The sequence below is a fragment of the Epilithonimonas sp. genome (assembly GCF_036780765.1).
Lineage (GTDB): Bacteria > Bacteroidota > Bacteroidia > Flavobacteriales > Weeksellaceae > Epilithonimonas.
The window spans coordinates 554,361-580,716 of the sequence record NZ_DAIQCG010000002.1 but is presented as its reverse complement, the minus strand read 5'-3'; the positions used below and the strand labels follow the sequence as shown (position 1 = coordinate 580,716).

Here is a 26,356-nt window from a genome sequence, read left to right as displayed (position 1 = left end):
TCCATCTTAATAACTATTAACATTATGTATAATTTGACTTTTATTTCCCTCTTTTTTATAACGTTGATTTCTTGTAAAGAACCTTCCAAATCTACCAAGAAAGAAACTAATAATGCTACACAGATAAACGTGAGAGTTGCAAAATCTAATGACACGTTAAAAATCCACAATTTAAATTCATTACCCTTTGATTTTGAAAAATACACAGCCATTTGTTTACAGCAGAGTCTGCCCGAATGTGAGAGAAAATATCCCAAAATAAATGATATTAGTTTAAAAAAAGTTATGGATATCCTAGGTAATAGAACAGAAGATAATCCTACTAATATTTTCCAGATAAGCAATATATATAAAAATAATATTGAGATCTATGTATTAGATTTTGAAGGTGACTCTACATTTCAAGAAGTTCTTACCATTAATAATAATCAAATTATTTCCCGCCAATCAATTGGACATAGCATGCCTGAAGAAAAAACTTACAAATCTTTTGTAATAGAAAAGGATATGATTATAAATATCTACATGATTGATTATCAAAATTTAAACAAGAAAATTGCAGAGAAATATAAAATAGATGCCACTGGAAAAATTTTAAAATCTAAATTGAATTAAAATACTTACTAATCGGAATTTGTAGTCTTTTCGGAATTTATTTGAAAAAACAAATCCAGAAAGACCAACTACTAATACAACAAAGGATGTAAAGAAATCTTATTATGAGTAATAAAATAAAATATTTTGTGAAAACTCTTTGGTTATTATTTTTATTATTGATTTCAAATATTCAGTTAAATGCTTGTAAAAAAGAAATTTCGATTTCGGAAATTAAGAAAGAAACAGTAACACGACAAGATTACGCAGAAATCACAGTAGAGAAAATTAAATTAAAAGAAGATACAAAAGAGATTGTTTATGAATTAAAAAGTCAAGAAATAAAAAATATTTTTTTGATTCTAGATTTAGGCAAAGAAACTGCAGATTTGAAAATTGACAATAAAAAAATTAAAACGGATTTAAACTTCACCTATGATATTTTGCAAGAGGATGCTATTAAAGATATTAAAACACTTGTAAACAAAAGTGGGAACATCATTTTTCTACTTCCAGTTGTTACAGAAGAATATCTAACATTCCAGATTTTAAAATATGACAAATTAAAAATGCAGTTTTCTGATAGCTACTTTCATTTTGAAACTTTTGATAACATTCATCAATTATACTCTAATTCTAAAAGTACACTGTCCGAAAAAAGTAATAATTATATTTTAAAAATAGATTCGTATCAATTTACTGGAAATTTCACACATAAAAATCAATATTCATTATCAAAAAAAAATGATACGGAATTTAATGGATTATTTAGTATTTGTACTCCTGATAAAAGATCGGATACAATTAAATCAGAAACTTGTTACGAAATACTGATTAAATCAAATATGGCGTCAATCGCTGGTAATACATCCGTTTGCTCTGGAAAATATTCTATAACAAATGTTAATGAAAACGAAATACAATTAATTACTGAAAACAATCCGAATTGTCAATTTAAAATTAAAAAAAGTGCAAATAAGTTTTACATACAAATAAAAAACTCAGAATATTGGCAAGAACTTATAAAAGATAAATGAAAAAATAATATGAAAAAGTTTATTAATCTGATTTTAATATTCTTTTTACCCTTATTGTTAAGTTGTAAAAATGATAAAGAGAAAACCATTAATCCTCAAAATAATGCCTCAAAAGCTATGAATACCGAAGAAAAGTTAAAAGATGGAATCAATATTTCTGCTTCATTTATTGATAATTTGGAGTTTAATCAATATAAATATGATGGTGATTATATAGAGAACATCAAGGTCAGTTCTTTTGATGACACTCGTTTCTCCAAAGAATTTTTCCAGTTTCTTGCAAGCCGAAATCTGGATCAAAACCAAGCCGAACAAGTATTTTTCATTAAACTAATTCTGGTTAGGATTCAACAATCAGATGATATAAAATCTTATCAGATATTGTCTTCTATTTTCAATGATAATAATCTGGGTTATTATCTGGAAGATTATGAATTGTTTTTGTTTCAGCTATTTCTATACAAACCATACTTTTTTATTAAGGGAGAATACCATTATAATCAGAACCAAATTGTCGACTACATCAATCAAAATTTACCCGCAGCTTTTCTGACGAGTAAAAAATATTTTGATAACAATATTACAGACGCCCAATTTCCCAACAATGCATTACTTATCAGCCAAGATGTAGTTAACAAATTCACCATCAAAGATTTAAAAACAAATATTGAACAGGATTCAAAATTAATTGAGATTTCTTTTTCTCCTTCTTTTGAAACGAGTTGGAAGAATGACGAAAAGATATATTACAATATTTATAATTACATTGATAATATCTTAGCAAAACATCTTGATAAGGCAGAATTTACATTATATAGTGTAAAATACAAACCTTTTTTTAAAATCTACAATATCAAAGGTGATAATGATTATACAATACAAGATCCTGATGGCTTTACTAACTTAAGAAAAGATAAAAATACATCCTCCGAAATTTTACAGACAATTAAATCAGGGGAAAAAATAGAGATTTTGGATAATGCCGAGGACTGGGTTCTAATTAAAACGAACGAAGGAAAGGAAGGTTATGTCCATAAAACAAGAATCAGAAACAACTAGATTCTTAAGACATAGATTCGTAGATATTTTTATTCTACTGATCAATTTTGGGTGTAAAAAGCTTGGAGGCAATTTACTAAAAAGCAATAGGAATATGTGATGAAAACGATATAAAGGATTTTTATCTAAAACAAGAAAAATGGAAATCAAGGTTGGCAAGAACTTATCAAAGAATAATGAAAATTACAAGATATGGTAAATTGATAAAACAATGGAATTAATCCCGAGAACTACTAATAACTATTTAAACGATTTTATTAAAATGCAAATAATTAAACTAGCTTTCATTTTCATATTTCTCCTGTTAGTTTCTTGCAACGGAGATGCTCAAAAGATTAAAACTGAGACCAAGAAAGAATCGAAACAGTTAAATGTTAATTTTTCTGATAAAAAATTCGATAATCTAGATTTCTCCTTAATAATCGATGAGTCAAATATCTCTGATCATCCTGTAAAATCTTTTTTAGACTGTAAAGATGAAGGTTATTTTACCATCCACTATATACCGAAAACTCAAAATTTGAGGAAATTTTGGAAAGAAGATTATCTAAAAAATTTTGATTCGGATAATATTGATTTAAAAAAAGAAAGTCAAAAAATAAGCAAGATCGTCAATAAAAACCATGATGATTATGAGATTTTTGTTTATTCTATTAATAAAGAATTTTTAACTTCTAATGGAGCCTGCACAGAAGAAAACACCTATGCTAAAAAAAATACAAACGCTCAAATCTACAATTATCAAGCAAACAATAAGCAATGGAAATTAGTCAAAGAGTTAAACTCAGATAGATTGCCTCCATACTATGACAGTGACTTTTTTATAAGCAATTTTCCATCTTATTTTACCTTAGAAACTAAAGCCCAATCGATAAAATCGGATCACTGGAACGATTCATATAGTTTGACTATTGATTATGGAAAATTAGATGACCTAACGGAAATGTCAATAGATTATGATATCGAAATTAAAAATTCAGAATGTACTTTTTCGGGAATGGGCTATAAAACTTACTTTACAGATCTATGCAGGATTGAAGAAAAAGACAACCGATTGATCTTAAAATATATCAAATCTATAGATGGTGACGGTTTCACAGACCATTCTAAAATGGATGTACTTGCCGAAATTGTTTATAAGAACAATCAATATTATATCAAAAGTCCTATTGTCGCAGATAAAAATTGGAATTACAATTCCGAACTGATACTTGAGAAAAGGTAATTTTATAACTTAGGAAATAAATCTTGAATAATGAAGAAAGCATATAAATATTCTCTGATTATTACTCTTGTGTTTGCATTTGCTTGCAAGGAGAAAAAAGATTCAAAAACTCCCCATAGTAATCCCACACAAAATATAGACAAAACCCAGGACTGGAAAGGCGAATATAAGATAACCACCAAAGGTATCAGTAATTATAACCAAAAAGAAATTGATCTTTTGTACTCAATTTCAGTAACAACAAACGAATCCGCTATTTTAAGCATTGGTGCAGATCAAGTTCAAGATTACTGGTGTGAAGGTGATTATTATCTGACTGAAGAAAATGGAATTCTAAAAGCAACAGGAAAATGTGATGAAGATGATATTAATGATTTTTATCTCAAACAAGAAAATGGAGTTTATTACATCAAAAGCAAACGTTTTCTAAACCAAAATTGGCAGGTTTTGAAAAAAGAATAATTTCTCATAAAATAAACAATCCTGACAATAAATTTATCAGGATTGTTTGTGTTAATATGAGAATTGTGTTTAATCATCTGATTATTTCTCTTTAAAGTAAAAAAATATTCCTGATGAACATCCTTTTTGGACACATTTATCAGGCTTCGAAATTTTAATTTGCTCGCAGAATGAAAAAGTTGCTTCTTTCTTTAATTGTGCTGATATTTTATCAATGCCACGGTCAAAAAAAAAAAACAACATATAATACTACTTATATGAAAATTATAGATTCTTCTTTTGAAAAACTAAACATAAACAATTCAACTCTACTAAAAACAAAGACGAGATATGGAACGAAAGAACCCCCAGCATTTACCGTTAATCTGGATGAAAATTCACAAAACGGAACGTTAATAAAAACGTATGGCTTGTTGGGTGAGTACTATGATCAATGGATTACGCCTTCGAAAGGATGGTTTGAAGTTTACAAAGAATTTTATGCAGATGGCAACATAAAAGTCAAAAGGATATATAACAAAACATCTCCTGGAGATTATGGCAAATTATATGAGTTTGACAAAATTGGAAAACTGATAAAAACAGTAGATTTTGAAAATACTTGGAAAACATCATTTACTACAATTACAGAAATCGCCGATAAGTATGCAAAAAAATCTCATTATCTATATTTCAAATCTCGGACGGAAAGAAAACCCAGATTGCAACCACTTTCGTGAAGGGGGAATTTAAGGTAAAGGCATTAAGCGAATTAACTTTTGGAATCGAAGTTCATAAATTTGCAATCTAATTTTTTTGGAAAAAAAAAGCTATGAAATTGACTCTATAGAAACTTACTGTGGGGCTAAAAAGCTAATAATAGTATCACTTGAAAATATCAACAATGAAAAATATTATATTAATAATCCTTTTATTTATTTCGAATTCTTGTCAGTCCCAAAACACAAAAAATATGATTCCACAAATTGATAACAAATATGAAAAATTTGACTTAAATAAATTTGACAATTCAAAGAAAGAAAATCAATATATACTTAAGGAAACATTACCAGATGCTTCTTATCTTGAAATGGTAAGGTTACAAGAAAGTAGATTTTTTTTAACACCTAAAAACTCTTTTTTTACAATTACAAAAATTTATCATCCAAATTTGAACATCAAACAAAAGGGGTTAGGTTTTAACACAAATCCATTTTCTTTTAAGAAAGGAATATGGTATGAGTTTGATGAAAAGGGAAGTTTTATAAAAGAAACAGATTATGACAGATATTATCAATTTAGTTTCGAAGATGTTTTAGAATTTTGCAAAAAAGAATCAATACAGGTTGATAAAGGTTCTATTTTACAAAGTACAGGATATCACACAACTATTAAGAGAAATGAAGATGCAGAAAAAACCGGAGGCGTTTGGGAAATAAGGTGGCTCAAAGAATCTGACGTAGAAGAAATTATAAGATTGGATGGCACAACAGGAAAAGTTTTGGAAAGACGTGAGCAAAAATTCATTAACAACTAAATGTTTCACTACTTAAGAATATGCTAAGACAGAAAATATAATGGATTATTCTCATCGTGTTTCACAGACCCGCTACAATCTCTGGAAATGGCAATGGGTAATTGCTAATAACAATGTAAAATAGGTATTCTGAAAAAATTGCTTTTTATAAATTGCTTTATACTAATATTTTCTTGTCAATCTCAAAATATAAAAACTATGAATACCCTTGATAACAAATTTGAAACTTTTAAGGAAACTGAATTTTCCAAAACAATCAACGAAGACACTATCCCATAAAGTGTGTAAGTTAAAAAGAAATCAGTTTTTTTTAATCTTTTCCATCTTTCTATGACGAAAAATCTAAAAAAATATAATTTTTGATTATTATATAATCCTTCTACAGGAATATCAAGAAGTTCATAATAGGTTAAGTTAAGAGATTGACCAACTGAGATATTTTGGTAATCCTCTTTGGAAATATAAATACCTTTTAGATCATTTTTTTCATCAATTAAGTAGAGTCGGAAATAATCACTATTAGAAGCTGTATCAGAAGTATAGGTATAATGATCTTTCTTTTTAACGATGAAATTTTCATTAATCCTGTCAATATTTCTATTTCTAATTTTACGATTGATGACGAGTTTCCCGTACAAAAAATTAATAATAACTAAACCTATTACTACAGCAACATAAATTGTAAGTAAATCACCATAAGCTTCTTTTCTAAATAATAAAAAACCGAAATAAATAAAAAATAAACTGGCAAACCGACAACAATCAGGATAAAAGGAAATACAAGCAAAGACAGCCACAAACTTTTATTGAATTTTTTAAGTATTAACGGGATTTCTTTCTCCGATATTTTTTCTTTTGTCATAGATATATTTTAAAAAACTTCTAATTGTGTTTTATTTTTTGGTAGGTAAAAAAGGTAATTAAAAGCACCTTCACCATCCTGTTTACCTTCCATTAGTGGCGCAACAGTATATTTAAACAAAAACTGATTATTATAATTGAATGTGTTTTTCCCTAATATCAAATCTTGCTGGTTGGAAAAATAGAATTTATAGAATTTGACAACGTCTGATTTTTGAAGCGCTTCAACTTGTTTCTCTTCATTATTATCATTTACAATAGCAGTTTTCCAGACTTCTGTTTTGGATGTTAGATCTGAGATATTCTCATAAAAGGTCATCTTAGATAAATCAAAACTGCCACAATCTTTGCAGATATAATCCGGATTTTTTTGAGCATTAAATTTTGAACAAGAACTGAGAATTAAAAGGAAACCAAATACTAAAGTTTTTGTTGTCATCTTATGATAAGTTTTAATCAAGAATTTTTGTTAATTTAATTATAAAACAACATTAGGAAACCTAAACTAACAACAAAAATCTACTAAAATTCTTCATTTATCTAATTACTTCTAAATCAGTTTTACCTTTCGGAATGTAAAAATACAGACTATAAATCGTGTAATTAGCTTCTTGATTTTCATTCTTGAAACTAGCCCAAAGAGGTGATTTTTTATAAGCATTACTAACCAAAGATACTACTTTACCATCTCCATAGAATTGCAAAGAGTAATTTTCAATCGGTTCTACTTTCAAGTTTTTTCTGCCCCAAGAAGTTATAAAATCTTTTACATACTGATCATTTAAAGTTTTATCAAAAAATAAAGCTTGGGCTTCTTCTTTTTCAGCATTTAATTTACTTTCTGCTATTTTATCTAAATTTCCATTTTGAATCCATCCGCCAAAATTTTTAAATTGACTCAGAACTTGTTGTTCAAGCTTTTTTGAATCCATTTTAGACAAATCTTCTCCATCTTTCCAACCCTTTAAATCATATGGAACATCAGCCTGAAATGTACCTGTATATTCTACATAAGGTTTTCCTGCATCAGCCAAAATATTTTGCCCATTTTTATCATCTTTTTTAAGAGGTGCTTCAAAATCAACTACTTTTCCAAATCTATTTTCTATATCTCCATTATCTTTATATCTAATACCTTCTATAGATAGTTCTACTCTAGCCCCAGGTTGTAGAAAAGGTCTTTGCACCATAGTTACCTTACCATCCACCTCTTTACTATCGTGAACAGGGTAAATGCGTAATTTCCAGGTTTGTTCTCCTTTATTCAAAATTGCTGTATTTATGGGAACACTTCCACTTGCAGCACCATTACCTTCACCAAAATAACGATCTACAGGAAAGTCATTAATTAATAATTCATAATTACAGCCACCTATGAAAACCGAAGCGTGATAATTTATTTTTGCTTCTTTATACTTGACATCTTTATAAAGATTACCCCATAATTCGTTTACTTTTTCATCCATAGCTTTATTATTTTGAGCACAACTTTGTAGGCTTATTAAACTGATAATTAAAATTAAATACTTGTACATTTTACTTTTTATTCTGATTTGCATAAATACATTTTATCCCACTTTTTTGGCTCTTTCCAAGCATCTATGGCTTGCCAAGTAAATTCGTTATTACTTTCGACAGAGCCCATAGGTGTTCCACCTCCAGTTTCGGCCTTAGCACTAATATTAGCATAACCTTTAACTTCTAATCCTTCAAAAGTCATTTCTGGAGCTAAATACCATCCAAAATCATCTGCATCAATTGGAGCTTTACCAGTCCATTTTGCAGTAGCATCTGCCCCGAATTCCCCAGACACAGTCACTTTGACGAATAATTTTCTGGTAGAAATCGCCAAATCGATTGCAATTTTGAGTTTAAATTCCAAATCACATTTCAGCTCTGCAACTTGTTTATCATTTGCGTTTCGATCATCTTTATTAAAACTATTTTCGCGTGTTTTGGTATTAAGAAAACCTTGAATTTTCCCACCGAAAGTACCAGTGGCAGAAAGTTCACAAGTAATCTTACTGCCATCACCCATAATTGCCATTGTAATATCTGCAGCAGCAATAACCGCCAATGCTACAGGATGCGCACGCTGAGCTAATGCTAAAAAGTCTAATGTCGCTGTAATTCCAATCAACGGAGTAAGCTCCAAAACACCTTGCAAAACAACACCTACTTGATTGTGATACGGACCAACTTGGTCTATATTTTCCAAACTCCATTCAAACTGAGCTTCTATTTGTGGCCATTGGATGCTAATAGAAGCGACAGATCTTGTAATTCCTCCTCTTTTAAATTCCGCAGATTGACTATCCATTTTACGCTGAAGATTTTCAATATCTCTCCTTGCACTTCGTTTTTGACTATCAGTTGTGGCATTATCAAGTCGTCTTCTGGCATCATCCATATGCCTTCTTGTTTGGGCTAGTTCCCTATTTTCTCTTTGCTCTGTTTGTTCTCTTTGCCTTGCAACATTTTCAAGCGCTTCTCTGTCGTCTGCACTTGGCTGTCTATCACTACTATTTGTTCTGTTTTCCTGACCTAAAAAAACCGAATTAACAAATCTACCAATGGCACCCAATTTATCCGTAAACGCTCTAATTTGTTTTGTAATATCTGCTGTGGCATCAAACTTATTGTCTTTGTCCCATTTTGCACCCAAAGAAATACCAATACTTTTTCCATCTCCGGCAGCAATCCATTTTTGAGGTTCCCTCTGGAATCTTGCAGCTCTTGTATTAGCATATCTTTGATTGCTCCAAAGCTCTCTCTCAACAGTCGTGTTGGTGTAAGATAATTTTAAACTCCAAGCAACATCGGGATAAGTTTTGATTGCAACATTTTGTTGATATCGGCAAGTGTTTGTTTTTACAGTGTAAGTATTTGTAGGCACTCCATTACCCAACCAAAAATACCTGAAAATAGGGTGTACAGGATATCCTGCCAAATTAATAGGCGCATAATTATAGATATAACGGGCTTTAAACTTTAGTTGCTTATCATCACCATCTGCTGTATATTTTTCAAGCTTTCCGCTAAAAGCAACAAGCTGTTCATGGCTTACATTAGTCTTATCTCCTATTTGAACTTTAACCTTATGTTCTCTGGAAAGACTGCTCTCTTCTTCTTTTTTAGCATCATTCTCAACCTCCTTTTCAGGATAATCAATTAGAGATAAAGCATGCTTTTCATGATCATTTTCAGTACCATCAAAAGAGCATTCTGTAGTATTTGTATCAAGATCAATCGTAATATCCTGTGTATTACTTTCTGATCCGGCAACTAATTCAAAAAGATTTAGTGGAGGTAGAGATTTTTCTCCTAATAAATCAACAGTACGTGATCCATCATTAATTTCAAATTTACTATATCCACAAGGATGAAAAGATTGAATATTAGTTTCAATATTATCTACAAATACCGGCATGTTTCCTGTATCAGGAATTTTGACATCTACTGCAGCCCTGCAATTTACCATTAATCCAACATCCAAATCTTGTTTTTGATTGCTAAAATGAATAGTTGGTTTAATAAGAATTTGTGCTTGTTGAACAGCGCACCAAGCTGGATCGATATATAAATTTAGCAATGCTTTTTGAACATTTGGGATAGAAGGTTCATCGCCATCAATACCTACCATAGTTCCAGTCTGCATCCCAGAAGGAGGTTGAACACTTTTCGGATCAGAATAATCGTGAATTTCTACCTCTGTCAGAAATAAATCTTTAGAATCCGTTATTTCGTATTTTGTTGCAGGTTGATTTGGACCTTTTTTTCCATAAACCTGAATAACATCGCCGTATGTATTAGCTTTGAGCGCTTTGCCATTGGATTTCAGTTCAACTCTGATATTGTGGCCATACATACTTTTAGTATAAATATGTAACTGAACTTTAGAACCTGGCGCAACTGGCTTATCAATTTTCACAGGATTTTGATCTTTGTCAAAACCATACCATTCTGCCGTTATTATTTGCATAGAATTGCCAGCAGTATGGATATATAAGCCACTTTTTGTACTACCGGTTGGCAATACTCCATCAAAAAATGGCTCAATCCAAGCAAAACCGCCACCATACAAGTGCTTACCCAGAACTAAGCTGACTTCCTTAGTTCCAATATCAATTTTTTCATTTCTACCATTGGGTTTACTACTTCTGGTATGTGCAAGAGTCCATGCCCAAGCAACAGATGCATAACCTTTATCAAACTCCTTCAATTCATTTTTTAAAGCATCCAACTGACCGTCTTTTGCTCTTTTAAGCCTTTCTGCTCTATTCCTTGCAAGTCTTACATTTTCGTCCAGACTTACCTGAGCGTGACTTACTCTTTCACCATTATGGGTTTCAGCTTCTATCCATTTCCCTCCTTCTTTGAATCTCTGCTGAGCTTGTTCATACAACCTTTTTTCTTCATTTTGTAACTCAATATCTATATTTCGTTTTTCATTCTCAAGGTTTACAATTTTATCATCTATCTCTTTCTTACCCTCAATATATTCCTTAATTCCAATAGTAAATCCTTGGCCTTCCTGAGTTGTAAGGGCGCGATACTGTTCATCAAAATCAGCATTCTCAGGTTTTAAAACAACTGCAGTCAAAGTCTTCTGTTCCATTTTTACTGATTTTAAAGTTCTAATTGATCTGTTTTCCTGATATATTGCCCAACGCTTGTAAATGGAAACAATTCCATCAAAACCTCTTTATCAGCATTTTTCACATTTTGTTGCGTAGCTTCAGCCGTTTGTCCGTGGTTGATAATCGTGATACAATCTGTACTTCCGATAGGACAAGTTGCTTTACTACTTTCCAATAAGGCTTTGCCACTATTTTCTTCGAGGGTAATTTTTTCGTAAAAGCCACTCCATTGTGTGACCGTAACTTGACAAGGATTATTATTAAGTTTGGAACAATTCCCAAACATATTTTTCTCAAAAGTTTTGCTGATATCTTTGTTGGTAGCCATCAGTTTTTGACCGCCACCTTTATCATTGATGTAGCGTTTGCTTTGGGTTAAGACTTTCAATTTATCAGGAGCTGTCCCGAAATTGCATCGACAAAGTGCGCCTTGGCAAACCAGATGTTTCTCACTCATAATATTGTTTTTTGATACTTAATCTAATTAATTCAAAATATTAAATTTCAAATATCTGTACTTCAATCTTTAGTTCTTTACCTATGTCAAAAGTGGAAACCGAACCTGTTATAGAAAATAAATCGTGTGTATCTTTTTGGAATTTATATAACCAATTCACATTTCCTTTTTCTGCCTTCTTAACCCATTCATCATCTGCTTCATTTCCCGAAATTCGTAAAGCAATTTTATTTCCTCTTGTATATTTTTTATCTAAAGTATATTTTAAATCAAAACATTTATTGCTTTGTATATTAGCAAAATAAAAATCAACACTTCCGCTTTTACTATAATCAGAATAGGATTGGTAAACCGGAAGAAAAAAAACTTTATAAAAAACACTTTGAGAAAAATAAATCTGTTTTGACTTAAGATTTCTAAAGGTTAGATCCATTTTTTTTAAAATCTCTTCTGCTGTTTCTCCAACATAATATTCCTTCAATTTTGGGAAATATTCTTCCTCCCATCTTTCTTTAATTTCCTTTTCGTTTTCAATTTTAGAAAAGCTTCCTTTTTTGTCAACACTTATTTTTAAAGGATAAATTGCTTGCTCTGCCTTTTCAAATAACTTTTCAATGATGTTTTCGACTTCAGCATTGTTGATATAATTTTTTCCTTTATTAATTTCAACCAAATGTCCATTTCTTTTAATATCAACCTCAAAATGAATTTGAGTATTACTGTGAAGATATTTTATAATAACACCATACTTTTTTTGACTTACGACAATAGGATATTGCAACGCATTACTCTTGACAAATTCCGAATTTCTGTTCTCATAATTCTTTTTTGGCAGATATAGAAAAGGAACATATTTCGGTAAGTATAAAGGCAAAATCTCTCCTATCTTGCAATGTTGATTATGAAATTTGATAATCTCTTCTTTAGGAATTTGGTATTCTTTTGACAAAGCTTCCAAATTTAATAATCCATTGATTTTTAATTTAATATAACTATCTTCCAAAACCATTCCTTAACGCAATTGCTTGCGATTATTAAAATTAAAAAACATATTCTGATTGATAACCGATGCTTACCATTATTTTGAAAAGTGTAGTAATTCTGCGATTCTCGATTTCTATTTTTAATAAAAAACCCAAAGATTTTTTCCTTGGGATAAATCATTTTCAAATTGAATTTTCGAATTAAAATCTATTAATTAATAACACTCCAACCTTTTTTCGGATCGTCATTAGATTTCACTTCTTGTTCGTTCACGATGATATTTTCTTTTCTCTGACCGATGTAATCCAGCTCGCTCAGTTTTCCAAAAATCGATTCCAAACTTTTCAACATCTGATTGATATTGTAAAAATATTCGCCTGTGTTATGATGATCGTAATTGATTTCTGCAGAAACTGTGAGTTGATTCAGTAAAGAATGTGGTGTGATTTCGCTCCATTCTAAGCTGTAATTCAGCATTTCTTCCAATTCAGACTGCACAATCATCTGCGTGTCATTATAAAGCTGAAGCGCCAGTTTTGAGAAAATATTAATCAAGAAAATCGGAGGCTGTTCTGTCACGATATTTTTGAATTGGAAATAATTCTCTCCAATATTCGCAATAATCGTTTTACAAAGCATTTTAACATTCTTTGCCAACGTCACATTCTGATTTTTGTGTGCTGTTTTCTGGATAATTTTAAAAGCATATTGACGAAGATTACTCAAGGAATTAGAATAACTGTTATAATATTCTATCAATCTCGGATGACTTTCTATTGAGTTGCAAGGCGGAATAAAATGGGCGTCAATCTGAGCCATTCCCGACTTCATCGCCACTTTTCCAAGCACAAGATAATTTCCTCCCGAATAACTGCTATTCAAAATCGAAACATCTACCAATTCTATTCTGTAATTGGGTTTTGTAAAAGGATGTCTTGGCGGAATTTCCTCTGCATCAATATCACCAAAAGAGATGTGATCAAAAGGGTTAACCGAAGCCAGAATATAATATTCGCCGTCCACATCTTCCTGCTCCTGCGACATATTTTTTGCCAGATTTCTGATATTGACTTTATAATCAAATAACTCAATTCTATAACCAGCGAGTGTTACAGCCGTACATTTTTTGATAATCAACTGTGCGTCATTCGTCGCTGTGCTTTGAAGCTCGTAAATAGTTTTGTCTCCAAACTTCTCAGAAATCGGAAGCAATCCAAAATTATAAGAATTGACCTGAAGTGAATTAGAATCTCTGATAGAATCGATGATAAAATCTTCCTGCTGTACAAGATGATCTTTAGAAATCTTCATTCCATCTACCCAGTTTACGGCATAATGTTTAATTGGCTGTATCATAATGTTGTCGTTATTTGGTTTGCGATATTACCTTCTTCCTGATGTCTAATCACTCTTTTGCAGATTATCGTTTGGTTTTCGGTAATTTTATTAGTTAAAATATCTTGTTCAAAATCAATGTATTTTCTGAAGCTGAAAAATGATTTTTTGATATAAAAAATCCAGTAAAAAGGTTCATCATTTCCATCCATCAATTTGATAGTCGTCGTCGGATTTTTAAAGTTATAATCATCAACTACACGATAAAACCAATCGCCAAAAGTAATTCCCGTAGGAAGTGTTTTAGCTTTCACAATGAATCTCTGCTGATCTTCTGAGTTTTTGCTTAACTCTACATTTAGAACCATTAATTTATCAAAATCAACACCTTGAAAGTTGTGAGGTTTCTGATCTGGATCGAATCTCCAGGTTTTGTAAATATCAAAAGGAATGCTGACAAATTGAACATAACAATAATAGAAAACCAGCGGAACAATGAAAATCAAAAGACTGGTTGCTGCCATATATTCATTACCGAGATCTTTGCTCATCCATTTGAAAATCAATGTAAAAAGATAGCCTCCAAAAAGAATACAGGTAATACTCAGGATACTTTCAAACAGAATACTTTTCCAAAGTTTATCAATATGTTTTCTAAAATAATGATGCAACAAGTTGACGTGAAAAATTCCCAATCCCAAGTAAATCACTTGTGAAAAAAGATACCAATAAGGATTAAAAAGATTCCCCGAAAATCCCAAAAAACCAGGTAAAGAGAGACATAATGCCGCAAGCAAAACATAAAAAATGATATGTTTGATTTTAATTGCAGGTTGACTTTTGCGAATCATTGCAAGAATGAAGACCATAATCCCCGCAATAATTGGCATCAGAAGATATCTTAAAAAAATCTCTTTAACAGATCCTACTTCCATATTTGTTATTTGTTTTTTATAATTTTAATTTTATTAAATATACGTTGAAAATCCCAATCGATTGGTGTTTTCCATTGCATTTATAATAAATGAATCATCTCTTTTTTCAGTGATGAATTTCTCTTCGATTTTTACATTAATTGGAACAAAATAGTCATAGATATTTTGCAACAACTCTCTAAAAGGCGTTCCTGGAACATATTTATGAATCTGATCATACGGAATTGAACCAACTGTGATCTGCCAATTTCTTTCACCATCCATATGTTTCCCGTTCGGGATCAAAGTAATTCCTAATTTTGCATTTCCTAAAGATGAAATTCCTAATTCATCTTCGTTATTATTAATGACATTTGGGACAAAATCAATTGCTACTTTCACATTCAGAAAAGCGGTCAGAAACCTTTCAATCCAGCGTTTATTTCCTCTAACCTCGTGTAAAAAAGGAAGGATATAGAAAAAGACTTTCGCTGTTTCCAAATCCACTTGTTTCAAAAGCGGCCAAAGCTCCGTAAAAGTCTGAATCAACGTATCCGATTTATCCGCAATATCAAATTCTGTTTCCTTCAAAAGCGCAGAAACTTCTGTATAGAAAAACTCTTGCTCAAAAGGCTGGAAAAAATTTCTAGCATTCTCCTCTACTTCTTTCTGCCTTCTTATTTCCTTCACAACGCTTTCTACACCCCTGTTAGAAGCAGTTCCCAAAGATGGCGGATGAAACAAACCTTCCGGAAGATAATCGTAGATACTCTCGCGGTAAGTTTCCATAATGATCGTCTCATTATCCAGACCATAATACGTGGAATAAATATTCTTGATATCCTTGAGATAAGGACGATCGTTAATCCCAATTCTTCTGATGAAAATACTTGAGCTGTCGTTGTAATATTTCAGCAAATTAGCAGCAACCGATTCTATTTTAAAATCGGTGCCAAGCTTATTGTACTTCAATTCAGAAATATGTTGAGTTTCGTTCATCATTAGTTAGTTTTAAATTTCCAAATGCATCGCTTCTTCCACGATCATCACTCGATATTCTACGCCATCGATTGCTTTTGCTTTGATATTATTTTTAAGGACATTCGCCAGATTATCCCAATATTTTCTTCCATAAAAAGAGTAATTCAAAGGCGTGATTTCTACATCAACAGTTCTGATAAAACCTTCTCTTGGTTTATCGCTAATCATTGTTCCGCGCTTAACTGTAACATTTTTCAGTTCACTATTCAACATCATTTTACAGTAATTTTTCACATCTTCTGCAGAGATTATTTTATCTCGGGTCGTCAATGCATATTTGTAAGCCAGAATCGTATCAGACTGTTTTTTCTCTTCTGCTCCGCCCGTAGTTTCGGTAATTAATGTAATAACTTGAAGTTTTTTCTGAGAATTAAGATCAGTTCCTGGACGAATACTGTTTGCCAACGAAGCATGAGAAACCCAAAACGAAGCGTAAGTATGAGAAGAATTTTCTAAAGGTTCGATGATGACGTAATTCACATCTTCCTTCAGTTCTTTATTTGCCTGATCTACTTTTTTCATCAGACCTTTCATCTTATCAGAAATTTCGCTCAAAACATCTTTCACTTTATCTCTGTTGACTATAGCGAAAGCCGCAACCTCATCTCTCAACAATTCCATCACGTGAGACATAAGATCTGTTGCATTACGGCTGGTAAAACGCTCCATTCCACCTTTTCTAACTGTGAAAAGACCTTTCTCAATCTCGTCATTTGGTGTGAATGGAATCTCTGAATATCTCTTTCCAAGACCATCCACAACTTCTTCCACATACAGGAAAAATTCTTCTTCGCTAGTTTCCATCGGGATGTTATTTCCCATAATATCCAGATTATATTCCGTCTTTTTCCAACCACGATTATAAACAGGAAAAGCATTCATAACAAATGAAAAATTCTCAAGAATCTCGGAAGTGAATTGCGGTGGAAATTCCATTTTAAGCCAAAGAATTTTTTTACTTCTGAACGGATCCAGAACCGAACTTCCATCTTCAATATTTTCAGGCAATCCTGGCGTAATTCTTTTCAAAAGAGATTGATAAAGACCGCTGATCTCAATGAATTTATGATTGTAAAGATTTTTGACATCTTCTTTAATCTTATGTCGAATCGATTGCTCCTCGAAAATCCCTTCATAACCTTCTTCTTCAATCGTTTTATTATAATTAATTCCAGCAGAAACCTGCAACGGAATATTATTATGAAAAACCTTGATATGTGGCAAAAGCCTATAAATGAAATCTACTTTTTCATAAGTTGGATTGGAACAATAAAGATTGAATTTTTCCGGAAAAACTTCGGATTCATAATGACTAAGATCAATTCCAATCATTATATTTCGATAATCCGAAACATCTTGTGAAATTCTCTTAATCGGAATTTTATTAAGTTGTTCATCAATTTGATAAATTGTATTCCCGGCAACCATCAGAATATTTTGAGCCTTTAACAAATCGATATTATCAACCGGCGTAAAAGGAATTTCTACCTGTTTATCAGATTGGGTTTTACGAAAAGAATTCAGATGTTTTTTGAAAAAGAACTCAGAATGTTCCATCAGGATTTCCGTGTCTTCTTCCGGCATACAAAAAGCGATGGCGTGAGATGGCGTTGGATGCGTATAATTGGTTGGCGTCAGCAATTTTGCCAATCGTTCCAAAATCCTTCCATTAATGCTTTGGATTTCGTTATTAGCTTTAAAAACTTCTGTACTGAATGCGTCAATCAGCAGTTTCACAAACGGATCCAAAGATTGAATACTTTTCAAACCCCAAAGTTTAGTCGCATTCTGAAGCATTCTCGCTTTTATGACTTCTTTAGAAAAAGTCTGTTGTTGGTCAAAACTCATACTTCTATATTTTAATCGATGGACATTGGACTTAGAAACAATTCGGTAGAAAAATTAAAACGCTCGCCTGTAGCTTCCATTTTCGCATTGATTCCTACTTTTACTTTCTTCTTCACTTCACTAAAACCTCTTGTTTCGTAACTGTGTTCAACATAATTGATATGCGCCTGAACAACAGCATTAACAATTCTCGGCTCGTAATCTGCAATTTGTTTTTGTAAGCTTGTCACAAATATATTTTCCCACATTGCAGGCGTTACGCCATTATCAAATTCCACATTCCAGACTTCGTTTCCGTAGTTTTCATCGTATCTGTTCTCCCCTTTTTTAGTAATAATCAAGAGCATAATATTCTGAGCGATACTTTCTGCAATATCACACGTTTCGATTTGACCATTACTGATCATCATACTAGACGGATTGAAGGGAATTTTGTAATTCTGACTTTCCATTGGTTTAGTTTTTAATTAATTCTTCAAAGAATTGTTCAGAATTTCATTTTTATTCATCAAGAAATTAACCATAAGATCTTTAGGTAAATAAAAATTACTTTCTCCTTTTTCATTCAATTCTTCTTCTAATTTAGGATTCCAAGCAAGAATCTCTTCTTTGTTGATATCCAGCCATTCAGCAATTTCGTCAATATCAAAAGCGCCATTTAACTTAGTTTCAGCTAGGTTAGCTTGAGAATTCGAATACTTAGAATTAAAAGGTGCTAATGCTTTTTTGCTTGTGGCAAAGTTTCTGTAATCGTTTAGAATCTGTTCCAATTCTCCAGTTGCATAACCAGCATTGAGGTATTTTTTGACGTGATTTTGAGTTTCCGATGGAAGATAAGGCGCAAAATCTGTATAAACTCTGGAACCAGCTTTGTTCATTGCCTTTTGAATATTGCCTTCGCCACAATTGTAAGCTGCCACAACCGTTACCCAATTTCCGTATTTTCTGTATAGATTTTGTAACGAAATCGCAGCTGTTTTGGTGCTTTTGTACATATCAGTTCTGTTGTCATCCGTCAAACCATAATCATTGGCGTGACCGGACATAAACTGCCACAAACCCTTTGCACCAGCGTGAGAAACTTGTGTATGATCCAAACCAGATTCTATCACAGCAAGATTTTTCAGATGTCTGGGAATACCTTTTTTGACAAAAGTATATTCTATGAAATCCACCAATTGTTTATTGCTTTTGATGACACTTTGATAGCGACGCACACTTTGCTCCGAAGTATCAGAAGCCGTCAAACCCTGTGCGGAATATGTTGAATTTAAAATGATAAAAAATAAAACTAAATATTTCATTCTTAAGATTTTGAATGATTATTTTATGAAATTACCCAATCCAAATCTTCCTTTTCATTATTCCAGCTTACATTGATTGTTTCTCCTGCTTTAACTTCTTCTCTCACAATTTTTTTGGAAATTGGTCTTGCCAATTGTGCTCTAATCACACCAGAGATTTGACGCGCGCCATATTTGCTACTGAATCCATTCAAAGCAAGATTTTTGATGGCTTCATCATTAATATTAAAATCAATTCCCAATCGTGTTAAGGCTTTTCTCAAAGACTTCAACTGAATACTGAAAATCTTCTCAGCCATATTTTCATTAATCGGCGCAAACGGAATAATCTCCGTAATTCTAGCCAAAAACTCAGGCCTGAATCTTCCAGAATCCGTCATTATTTTCATCAAATTCTTGGAAGTTGGAATTTCATTTTTCTCAAAATATTCTACAATTTGTTCACTTCCGATATTAGAAGTAAATAAGACTAAAGAATTACTAAAATCCCCTTCTTTTCCTAATTTATCGTGAATTTTTCCCTCATCCATAATCTGAAGAAAAACATCGAAGACTGAAGTATGCGCTTTTTCAATCTCATCAAAAAGAACAACTGAATAAGGATTTTGTCTGATTTTATTCACCAGCATTCCACCTTCTTCGTAACCTACATAACCAGGAGGCGCACCGTATAATAACGCTGCAGAATGTTCTTCTTTAAATTCCGACATATCAAATCTGATCATTGCGGATTCATCATTGAAAAGTAATTCGGCAATAGATTTAGCTAATTCAGTTTTTCCTGTTCCCGTTGGACCTAATAAAAAAAACGATCCAATTGGTTGTCCGGGTTTATTAAGTCCACTTCGGTTTTCTACGATGGCATCAGCAAGAATTTTCAGAGCGTGATCTTGTCCTACTACTCTTTTGATAAGCATTTCCTCCATATTCAGGAGTTTTTCTTTTTCTTTTGCTTGGATTTTTCCAATCGGAATTCCAGTTTTTGCAGCCATTACCGCAGCCAATTCCAACTTCCCTACTTTTTCTCTTTTAATGGAAGCTAATTGAATTAATTCTTCGAATGTTGAATTAATAATATTTTTAATCTGAGCAATATCCATCGAAGTTTCCAAAGTATGCTGCTCAGAAAGTGAACCCCAAAGAATCGGGCTCAGTTTATTTTGAAGAAGATTGTAATTCCAGATTAATTCGTCAATTAAAAGCGGATCTGTTTCATCACTTTCAGCAATGATTTTATCATAGTTTTCTTTCCAAGATTTCAATTCGGTTTCAGACAATTCATCCAACATTTTGATGGAAGCCATTGTTCTGTCCAGCAAATCAATTGCAGAATCCGGAAGTTTTTTCCCTTTAGAATAACGCTTTGCAAGAGTTACACAATCTGCCAAAGCGCTTTTGTCAACTTCCACTTTATGATGATTTTTATAACCATCCAGAAGAACATCAATCATTTTAACACAAGTCACATCATCCGGTTCTTCAACATTCAGAACTTCGAATCTTCTATCAAAAGCACGTTCAGGTTCTATAATTTTTCTATATTCTTCCTGAGTTGTTGCGCCAATTACGGTTATTTCGCCTCTTGCCAATTCAGGCTTTAGAAGATTCGCAACATTTCCAGCACTTCCTTTGCTATCCAGAAGAGAATGAATTTCATCAATAAACAGAATCGCTTTATTGATATTCTTACATTCATTAATAACCTTTTTTAATCGATCTTCGATTTCACCTTTATAAGAAGTTCCAGCTAATAATGATCCAGTGTCCAATTCCAGCAAAGTCGCTTCTTTCAACATTTCCGGAACATTACCGTTATTGATTTCGATTACGAAACCTTCCAGCAAAGCTGTTTTTCCAACACCAGGCTCACCTACAATAATGACATTCGGTTTTGTGCGACGACAAAGAATTTCTATTAACATTCTTAGTTCTTTATCACGACCGATAATATTATCTAATTTACCTTGATTAGCTTGTTGAGTTTTATCAATACAATAACTATTTATAGCTGGAAATGAATTTTTATTTGGAATAGAATTTCCCGTCAAATGATTTTCCTGAAGGCTGACTTTTTTGTCCTCGCCTCGGAAAAAATTGAGAATCTCGTGTTCGCGAAGTGGAAAAGATTTGAGTTCCTGAACGTTGTAAGCAACATTCGGTTTTGAGATTGCAGCCAGCAAACAAAGTGGAGAAACCTCGTCTAATCCTAGTTTTAATCTAATATCATCCGCTTCCTCAAGAATGATATTAACTTTTTCATCTTTTGAAATATCATCAGGAAGATGAGCTGTTTTCGGAAGCTCTTCTATACGGACTTCAGCCCATTCGTAGATATAACCTGGATCTTTTTCGATATTTAAAAGGAAATCTTTTAAACCAAAATTATTGTGCAAAAGTGCCTGTAATAGATGTGAAGCTCCATATTCACTGTTGTAATTTTCTCTTGCCACAGATTCGGCAATATGGAAAACTTCTTTAATCGTCTCGTTAGTTACTAATACACTCATAAGGATTTATATTTTGTATTTTAATAATTATTAATTATTGCAAGACTATAAATGGAAAACTGATTTTAATTTTCAGTTAAAAAGTAAAAAATCAGATTTATTAATTCGCAGTAAGAATAGTGCCATAATGTTAAAATTTACAACATTAATTCAATATTAATAAGAAGTATTCAAAACATAATGTTATTTTAATCAAACAATAACAATTCAATAATTATTAATCATATAATTTATTTTTTGATACTGTGATTGTTGTAAACCATTATAAACATTAGAAAAATATCTGCTTTACTAAAAATTCATAATCGTAGAATTACTACAATTTTTGAAATAAATCGAAGAAGCAGAAATAATGGAATATGATTAGCTAAATTTAAAATTGAAATTTGTTTTGCAAAATCTAAAGTTATGGATGACAACATTTTGCTTTATGACATACAATCCGGCGATACCTTAGAGAAAATCGGGGACAAAATCGGGATGACTAGTGATGAGCTGAAGGATTTTCATAACAGCCATTGTGATAAAATGGATCGACTATGGTTTAATAATCTTGTTGGAATAAGACAAATCATTATTCCTAAACAGTATAAAAGTCCATCACAATTAAAAACAGAACTCGAAAAAGAGTTGCCGCCTTCAAGTATTACCCGATATTTTTATGCTAATACTTATTCTATAAAAGAATCTTTTTCAGGACTAATTCAGAAAAGTTTTGAAATAGAATATAAAGTTGATATTAGATTTAGAGATAAAAAAGATAATAATCATCCTTTTGAAATTGTAGATATCATAACTTATGATTTTCTAAAAAACGGTTCCACTCCTGATGATAAAATGAGTTCAATTTCTTTGGCTTGTATGGAAAGCATCTCTCCTATTTCTTTCACAGTTCCTGTACAAGGAAGAATATCCGGTTTTTATGAATTTGAAACGCTCAAGAAAAAATTTGATGAAAAGCGAAAGGATTTAGAAGAATTTTTCATTGGAGATGTTTATAAAGCTTATCTCAATAGATTTTGTGAGAACTTAGAAAAGCAGGATTATGTATTCAAATTATTGTCATCATCCTTATTATACCAATTGTTATTTCCAAAAATGGATTGGTTTCATAAAACAAGTAATTGGACAGAGCAATTTTATTTTTTACCAAACTCAATATTCTTAAAATGCTCAATGTCTGCGAAGTACAATCACGAAGGCACTGAAATTGTAGAAACTCAATTGAAAGGAAAGATAAAAGATTTATTTAGTCTTCAGGAGATATTACGAGGACAATCCTTTGAAGATCAACGGGATGAATTGGTAGACGGGGAAATAGAATTGCTTTATAACACTGATAAAAAAACTAAGAAAATGCTTGAGGCGGAAGCTTCGCTAACATTTAAGAAGGATCAAGAGATTTTCAGAAAACAAACCCTAAAGCTCACACAAAATGGATAAAAATTCTGATATTTTCGATAAAAATCTAAATTCCGATTTAGATGAGTCTAACCTTTTAAACAATGATGAATTTTCAGAAGTTGATGAGGGTCAAGATACAATGGATGAGGAAAGTCAAGCAAATAAAGGTTCTGAAACTACCTATGAAAATGAGGAGAAAAAAGAAGATGAAAAACAAAGCGAAAGCAATTCTAGTGAACACGACGGAAAATATTTCGTAGTTCAAAAAGGTATGGCTTGTTGTGATAAAGGTGCAAAATTCCCCCAATTAAAAGTCACAAGCCATAAAAAACATTATTGGAATGATCAAGAAGGGCAATCAGATTATTTGGCTGTTACGGAAGATGATCTGATGTTTAATCCTGCAGCTATGCCTTTTGGAACTTGTAGTATAAAAAATGGAAATCCTTGTGCTTTTTCTCCATCTGGAAAATGGACTAAAACATACGACAAAGTAAAGATTTTAGACAAAAAATGTGTTACGGAACTCTCCGAATTGCTTTGTTCGGTTGGCGGAAAAATCACCATTATGAAGCACGGTCAACAAGCTGAAGCTGGAAAAAGTAACGTGAATAATGCCAATTCTGCAGAGCAACAGACTTACAATCCAATGATGGATTTTGAAGAGTTCAAAGAGGAAATCAACCAGTCGGATCAACTTTATTACAAATAATCTATGGCAGCAATTATCGGTAATCAAAATCCAAAAGTCGGTGAAACTAATTTCTATGAGATTAGTATTTTCAGTTCACTAACCTTTTTTAATCCAGGTAGCAAATACGAATGGTATCTTTTCAAAAAACAGAAAAACGGGAATTGGATTGACATCACAAAAAACGGAATTCCTAAAACAGGAAATAAAGTCGATTATACATTTTTCGAACCTGTAGCTGGTGATTTATTTGAAATCCGAATTTTTGAAGTTAAACAAGCTTTGCCACCAAGTACTCAATCCACAAAAACATTATATGGAAAACTGCAAGTAAGACCTACTGCAAGTAAAATTGGACAAATAGATAAAGTTGTTCTCTTCAACCGTGGAAAAAAAGATGTAAACAAAGCCAATTACAGAGATACATTGATAGCTCAGGCTTTCTGCACAGGCTTATTCGGGCAAGAAATTGAATTCCAGCTTTGGGAAGACGATGCACCTGGCGAAGGTCATAATGCTGAGATTAATAAAAATAATAAAATACCGAGAGTTTATAAAGCGATAGTTAATGAAAAAGGAATTGCTGAAGCTAAAATATCATTGAGTGCTGATGAAAAAATAATGCGCCAAATTGCTAACAAATATCTGATGAAAGGCGACAAAGATGAAGGTGCTAATCACGAATATTACGTCACGGCAACACATCTTGGAAAAGGCGAAAAAGCAAGTCAGGTCAACGTGAATGTTGCTAATCCTGATTACAAGCCTAAACCAAAAGAAAATACAGCCAAGTTTCCCGCAACACCTGCAAGTAAAACACCGAAACAACCAGATACGAAAGGAAAAATCATCGATGCTTATTTTGTAGATGCTAATAAAAAAAAGCTGACCAAAGTTAAGATTGGAGACAAAATCCGTGTAAGAGTTGATTCCCAAAACTTAAAAGGTAAACATATCCAATATGTTGTCTGGGAATATGACAGCATTTCTCATGACGAAGTTTACAGAAGTGCAAAAATACGTGTAGATTATGACTCAGTTGTTACAGGAGGATTCACGTTAACCGATGATATATTTTCAAAAGGAACTTCCGGAGTTTGGGGAGATTCTGACAACGAAAAACAGAATTACTTTATAGAAGTGATTCCTTTAGAAATTTCTGGAGAATCTAAAAAATTCGGAGTGGATTCTGACGGATTGATGGAAGTTGAAAAATTGAAGAGTCCTTCTGTTGTTGATAAAAACAATAAGCAAGACACTAAAGGTAAATGCATCTGTCAAGAGCAATACAAAAATTTGGTTTGGGGAGGAGCAGTAAGTTGCGAATTCAGAAAAAAAGTGGTGCAAATATGTTTGGAACTCTGGGGAGAAGAGAAAAAAATGCAAATGGCAAACGGCTTAATGGCTGTAATGAATGTAGAAACTGCAGGATCTTTTAAGGCACACCAAATCATGGGTAAGTCTTTACAAGATGTTAATTCAATCACTAAAGATGATTTTTGGTTGTACAAAAAAGACAAAAATGGAAAAATAATTTCGAAAAGTTCTAGAGCTGTAGGTTTAATTCAATTTACCCAAGCGGCTTTACAAGCAATAGGAGAATTCAAATCCGGAACTGGTTTTGATAAACTGCACGAATTGAAATTGAAGTTAGCAAAGATGGGCGAAGTTAATCAACTCGACTATGTTAAAAAATATTTTGCAGACAGTAAAGCCAAAATAAAAAGTCCAGAAGATATTTATTTACATGTTTTTGCACCCAAAGGTGTTGGAAAAGCTGATGATTTTGTTTTATATGAAAGCGGTACAGAAGAATATAGACAAAATGCAAGTGTGGATACAAAGAGTACTGGAGATAATAAAAATGATAAAAAAATTCAAAGATCCGAAATATTAGAACGTTATCACAACAGTGTCAAAGAAGGAGAAAACAACAAACCAAAAGAATTCAAATGTTCGGCCACTAAGGTTGCTCCTGTTGCAAAAACCCCAGAAGCTCCAAAAGAAGGGATGTTAAGTGTTCATCTAAGCTTAGCACAAGCAGTAAAGAGTGATACAGCTAAGAAAAATGGTTTAGACAATACACCAAGCGCTGCAGAAAAAGAAAACCTAAAACAACTTGGCATCAATATTTATGATAAAATTTATGATAAATTCAATGGAAATGTTAGACTTACAAGTGTTTTCAGAAGTGAGGCTGTCAATAAAAAAGTAGGAGGTTCCAGTACATCACAACATCGCTTTGGTCAAGCATTGGATATCCAAGGAACCAATGGTATTACTAATAAACAAATCTTCAAATATGTAAAAGAAAATCTGACTTACCACCAAATAATCTGGGAGTATGGTAGCAAAAATGAACCAGATTGGGTACACGTTGGTTACAAACCGTTGGGAAATAAAAAGACCAATACAAGAGCTACAAGAGTGAATGGAAAAACAAAATATATAACTTTTGACTTAGCAATTTAAAAAAT

The 26,356-nt window shown here is 32.1% G+C and carries 23 protein-coding genes; 10 read left to right on the top strand and 13 right to left on the bottom strand.

Annotated features, from left to right (window positions below; genetic code table 11):
• Nucleotides 1-24 precede the first annotated feature (24 nt).
• From V7P73_RS06115 to V7P73_RS06085, 7 genes are all read left to right on the top strand, one after another.
• Nucleotides 25-615 (top strand): hypothetical protein, encoded by a 591-nt coding sequence (locus V7P73_RS06115; protein ID WP_333852041.1) that lies wholly within the window; start codon nucleotides 25-27, stop codon nucleotides 613-615.
• 104 nt (nucleotides 616-719) lie between these two features.
• Nucleotides 720-1,631: a hypothetical protein gene (locus V7P73_RS06110; protein WP_333852040.1), complete on the top strand. Its 912-nt coding sequence runs from the start codon at nucleotides 720-722 to the stop codon at nucleotides 1,629-1,631.
• Between the two features lie 9 nt (nucleotides 1,632-1,640).
• Nucleotides 1,641-2,690: an SH3 domain-containing protein gene (locus V7P73_RS06105; RefSeq protein WP_333852039.1), complete on the top strand. Its 1,050-nt coding sequence runs from the start codon at nucleotides 1,641-1,643 to the stop codon at nucleotides 2,688-2,690.
• A 262-nt stretch (nucleotides 2,691-2,952) separates the two neighbouring features.
• Complete coding sequence (locus V7P73_RS06100; RefSeq protein ID WP_333852038.1) at nucleotides 2,953-3,915, top strand: DUF5991 domain-containing protein; 963 nt, start codon at nucleotides 2,953-2,955, stop codon at nucleotides 3,913-3,915.
• Between the two features lie 30 nt (nucleotides 3,916-3,945).
• Complete coding sequence (locus tag V7P73_RS06095) at nucleotides 3,946-4,377, top strand: hypothetical protein (protein ID WP_333852037.1); 432 nt, start codon at nucleotides 3,946-3,948, stop codon at nucleotides 4,375-4,377.
• 257 nt (nucleotides 4,378-4,634) lie between these two features.
• Nucleotides 4,635-5,096 (top strand): hypothetical protein, encoded by a 462-nt coding sequence (locus tag V7P73_RS06090; RefSeq protein ID WP_333852036.1) that lies wholly within the window; start codon nucleotides 4,635-4,637, stop codon nucleotides 5,094-5,096.
• A gap of 233 nt (nucleotides 5,097-5,329) precedes the next feature.
• The gene (locus V7P73_RS06085) at nucleotides 5,330-5,893 is read left to right on the top strand and encodes a hypothetical protein (protein ID WP_333852035.1); all 564 of its coding nucleotides are present in this window, start codon (nucleotides 5,330-5,332) and stop codon (nucleotides 5,891-5,893) included.
• 182 nt (nucleotides 5,894-6,075) lie between these two features.
• Here the strand turns inward: V7P73_RS06085 and V7P73_RS06080 are convergent, their stop codons facing one another.
• The 13 genes from V7P73_RS06080 to V7P73_RS06020 form a co-directional block, all read right to left on the bottom strand.
• Nucleotides 6,076-6,690 (bottom strand): hypothetical protein, encoded by a 615-nt coding sequence (locus V7P73_RS06080; RefSeq protein ID WP_333852034.1) that lies wholly within the window; start codon nucleotides 6,688-6,690, stop codon nucleotides 6,076-6,078.
• A gap of 74 nt (nucleotides 6,691-6,764) precedes the next feature.
• The gene (locus tag V7P73_RS06075; RefSeq protein WP_333852033.1) at nucleotides 6,765-7,193 is read right to left on the bottom strand and encodes a hypothetical protein; all 429 of its coding nucleotides are present in this window, start codon (nucleotides 7,191-7,193) and stop codon (nucleotides 6,765-6,767) included.
• A 97-nt stretch (nucleotides 7,194-7,290) separates the two neighbouring features.
• The gene (locus V7P73_RS06070) at nucleotides 7,291-8,313 is read right to left on the bottom strand and encodes a hypothetical protein (RefSeq protein WP_333852032.1); all 1,023 of its coding nucleotides are present in this window, start codon (nucleotides 8,311-8,313) and stop codon (nucleotides 7,291-7,293) included.
• Nucleotides 8,298-11,372: a hypothetical protein gene (locus tag V7P73_RS06065; protein WP_333852031.1), complete on the bottom strand. Its 3,075-nt coding sequence runs from the start codon at nucleotides 11,370-11,372 to the stop codon at nucleotides 8,298-8,300. Before V7P73_RS06065 ends, V7P73_RS06070 begins: the two co-directional genes overlap by 16 nt.
• 11 nt (nucleotides 11,373-11,383) lie before the next feature.
• A complete protein-coding gene (locus V7P73_RS06060) occupies nucleotides 11,384-11,851 on the bottom strand; it encodes a DUF4280 domain-containing protein (RefSeq protein WP_333852030.1) in 468 nt (155 codons plus the stop codon).
• 40 nt (nucleotides 11,852-11,891) lie between these two features.
• Nucleotides 11,892-12,860, bottom strand: coding sequence for a hypothetical protein (locus tag V7P73_RS06055; protein ID WP_333852029.1), 969 nt, complete (start codon nucleotides 12,858-12,860; stop codon nucleotides 11,892-11,894).
• 185 nt (nucleotides 12,861-13,045) lie between these two features.
• Nucleotides 13,046-14,191 carry a hypothetical protein gene (locus V7P73_RS06050; protein ID WP_333852028.1) on the bottom strand — a complete coding sequence of 382 codons (1,146 nt, stop codon included), beginning with the start codon at nucleotides 14,189-14,191 and terminating at the stop codon, nucleotides 13,046-13,048.
• Nucleotides 14,188-15,105 carry a TssN family type VI secretion system protein gene (locus tag V7P73_RS06045; protein ID WP_333852027.1) on the bottom strand — a complete coding sequence of 306 codons (918 nt, stop codon included), beginning with the start codon at nucleotides 15,103-15,105 and terminating at the stop codon, nucleotides 14,188-14,190. Before V7P73_RS06045 ends, V7P73_RS06050 begins: the two co-directional genes overlap by 4 nt.
• Nucleotides 15,106-15,138: 33 nt before the next feature.
• Nucleotides 15,139-16,086 (bottom strand): hypothetical protein, encoded by a 948-nt coding sequence (locus V7P73_RS06040; RefSeq protein ID WP_333852026.1) that lies wholly within the window; start codon nucleotides 16,084-16,086, stop codon nucleotides 15,139-15,141.
• Nucleotides 16,087-16,095: 9 nt separating this feature from the next.
• A complete protein-coding gene (locus tag V7P73_RS06035) occupies nucleotides 16,096-17,973 on the bottom strand; it encodes a type VI secretion system baseplate subunit TssF (protein ID WP_333852025.1) in 1,878 nt (625 codons plus the stop codon).
• Between the two features lie 11 nt (nucleotides 17,974-17,984).
• Nucleotides 17,985-18,425 (bottom strand): GPW/gp25 family protein, encoded by a 441-nt coding sequence (locus tag V7P73_RS06030; RefSeq protein ID WP_333852024.1) that lies wholly within the window; start codon nucleotides 18,423-18,425, stop codon nucleotides 17,985-17,987.
• Nucleotides 18,426-18,440: 15 nt separating this feature from the next.
• The gene (locus tag V7P73_RS06025; protein ID WP_333852023.1) at nucleotides 18,441-19,277 is read right to left on the bottom strand and encodes a lytic transglycosylase domain-containing protein; all 837 of its coding nucleotides are present in this window, start codon (nucleotides 19,275-19,277) and stop codon (nucleotides 18,441-18,443) included.
• Nucleotides 19,278-19,300: 23 nt separating this feature from the next.
• Nucleotides 19,301-21,784: an ATP-dependent Clp protease ATP-binding subunit gene (locus tag V7P73_RS06020; RefSeq protein ID WP_333852022.1), complete on the bottom strand. Its 2,484-nt coding sequence runs from the start codon at nucleotides 21,782-21,784 to the stop codon at nucleotides 19,301-19,303.
• A 408-nt stretch (nucleotides 21,785-22,192) separates the two neighbouring features.
• Here V7P73_RS06020 and V7P73_RS06015 point away from each other — a divergent pair, with 408 nt between their 5' ends.
• The 3 genes from V7P73_RS06015 to V7P73_RS06005 are packed head-to-tail and all read left to right on the top strand — an operon-like array spanning nucleotide 22,193 to nucleotide 26,351.
• Complete coding sequence (locus V7P73_RS06015; RefSeq protein WP_333852021.1) at nucleotides 22,193-23,227, top strand: hypothetical protein; 1,035 nt, start codon at nucleotides 22,193-22,195, stop codon at nucleotides 23,225-23,227.
• Nucleotides 23,220-23,900, top strand: a complete 681-nt coding sequence (locus V7P73_RS06010) for a DUF4280 domain-containing protein (protein ID WP_333852020.1) — start codon at nucleotides 23,220-23,222, stop codon at nucleotides 23,898-23,900. Before V7P73_RS06015 ends, V7P73_RS06010 begins: the two co-directional genes overlap by 8 nt.
• Before the next feature lie 3 nt (nucleotides 23,901-23,903).
• Entirely contained in the window at nucleotides 23,904-26,351 is a 2,448-nt protein-coding gene (locus tag V7P73_RS06005) for a D-Ala-D-Ala carboxypeptidase family metallohydrolase (RefSeq protein WP_333852019.1), read from the top strand.
• Nucleotides 26,352-26,356 lie beyond the last annotated feature (5 nt).

Excerpts from the sequence above, each read along its gene's own strand:
- V7P73_RS06055 (WP_333852029.1), bottom strand. The coding sequence starts at position 12,860 with ATGGTTTTGGAAGATAGTTATATTAAATTAAAAATCAATGGATTATTA.
- V7P73_RS06050 (WP_333852028.1), bottom strand. The coding sequence starts at position 14,191 with ATGATACAGCCAATTAAACATTATGCCGTAAACTGGGTAGATGGAATG.
- V7P73_RS06030 (WP_333852024.1), bottom strand. The coding sequence starts at position 18,425 with ATGGAAAGTCAGAATTACAAAATTCCCTTCAATCCGTCTAGTATGATG.
- V7P73_RS06060 (WP_333852030.1), bottom strand. The coding sequence starts at position 11,851 with ATGAGTGAGAAACATCTGGTTTGCCAAGGCGCACTTTGTCGATGCAAT.
- V7P73_RS06095 (WP_333852037.1), top strand. The coding sequence starts at position 3,946 with ATGAAGAAAGCATATAAATATTCTCTGATTATTACTCTTGTGTTTGCA.
- V7P73_RS06115 (WP_333852041.1), top strand. The coding sequence starts at position 25 with ATGTATAATTTGACTTTTATTTCCCTCTTTTTTATAACGTTGATTTCT.
- V7P73_RS06020 (WP_333852022.1), bottom strand. The coding sequence starts at position 21,784 with ATGAGTGTATTAGTAACTAACGAGACGATTAAAGAAGTTTTCCATATT.
- V7P73_RS06090 (WP_333852036.1), top strand. The coding sequence starts at position 4,635 with ATGAAAATTATAGATTCTTCTTTTGAAAAACTAAACATAAACAATTCA.
- V7P73_RS06025 (WP_333852023.1), bottom strand. The coding sequence starts at position 19,277 with ATGAAATATTTAGTTTTATTTTTTATCATTTTAAATTCAACATATTCC.
- V7P73_RS06015 (WP_333852021.1), top strand. The coding sequence starts at position 22,193 with ATGGATGACAACATTTTGCTTTATGACATACAATCCGGCGATACCTTA.
- V7P73_RS06110 (WP_333852040.1), top strand. The coding sequence starts at position 720 with ATGAGTAATAAAATAAAATATTTTGTGAAAACTCTTTGGTTATTATTT.
- V7P73_RS06035 (WP_333852025.1), bottom strand. The coding sequence starts at position 17,973 with ATGAGTTTTGACCAACAACAGACTTTTTCTAAAGAAGTCATAAAAGCG.
- V7P73_RS06005 (WP_333852019.1), top strand. The coding sequence starts at position 23,904 with ATGGCAGCAATTATCGGTAATCAAAATCCAAAAGTCGGTGAAACTAAT.
- V7P73_RS06065 (WP_333852031.1), bottom strand. The coding sequence starts at position 11,372 with ATGGAACAGAAGACTTTGACTGCAGTTGTTTTAAAACCTGAGAATGCT.
- V7P73_RS06070 (WP_333852032.1), bottom strand. The coding sequence starts at position 8,313 with ATGCAAATCAGAATAAAAAGTAAAATGTACAAGTATTTAATTTTAATT.
- V7P73_RS06100 (WP_333852038.1), top strand. The coding sequence starts at position 2,953 with ATGCAAATAATTAAACTAGCTTTCATTTTCATATTTCTCCTGTTAGTT.
- V7P73_RS06105 (WP_333852039.1), top strand. The coding sequence starts at position 1,641 with ATGAAAAAGTTTATTAATCTGATTTTAATATTCTTTTTACCCTTATTG.
- V7P73_RS06040 (WP_333852026.1), bottom strand. The coding sequence starts at position 16,086 with ATGATGAACGAAACTCAACATATTTCTGAATTGAAGTACAATAAGCTT.
- V7P73_RS06075 (WP_333852033.1), bottom strand. The coding sequence starts at position 7,193 with ATGACAACAAAAACTTTAGTATTTGGTTTCCTTTTAATTCTCAGTTCT.
- V7P73_RS06085 (WP_333852035.1), top strand. The coding sequence starts at position 5,330 with ATGATTCCACAAATTGATAACAAATATGAAAAATTTGACTTAAATAAA.
- V7P73_RS06010 (WP_333852020.1), top strand. The coding sequence starts at position 23,220 with ATGGATAAAAATTCTGATATTTTCGATAAAAATCTAAATTCCGATTTA.
- V7P73_RS06045 (WP_333852027.1), bottom strand. The coding sequence starts at position 15,105 with ATGGAAGTAGGATCTGTTAAAGAGATTTTTTTAAGATATCTTCTGATG.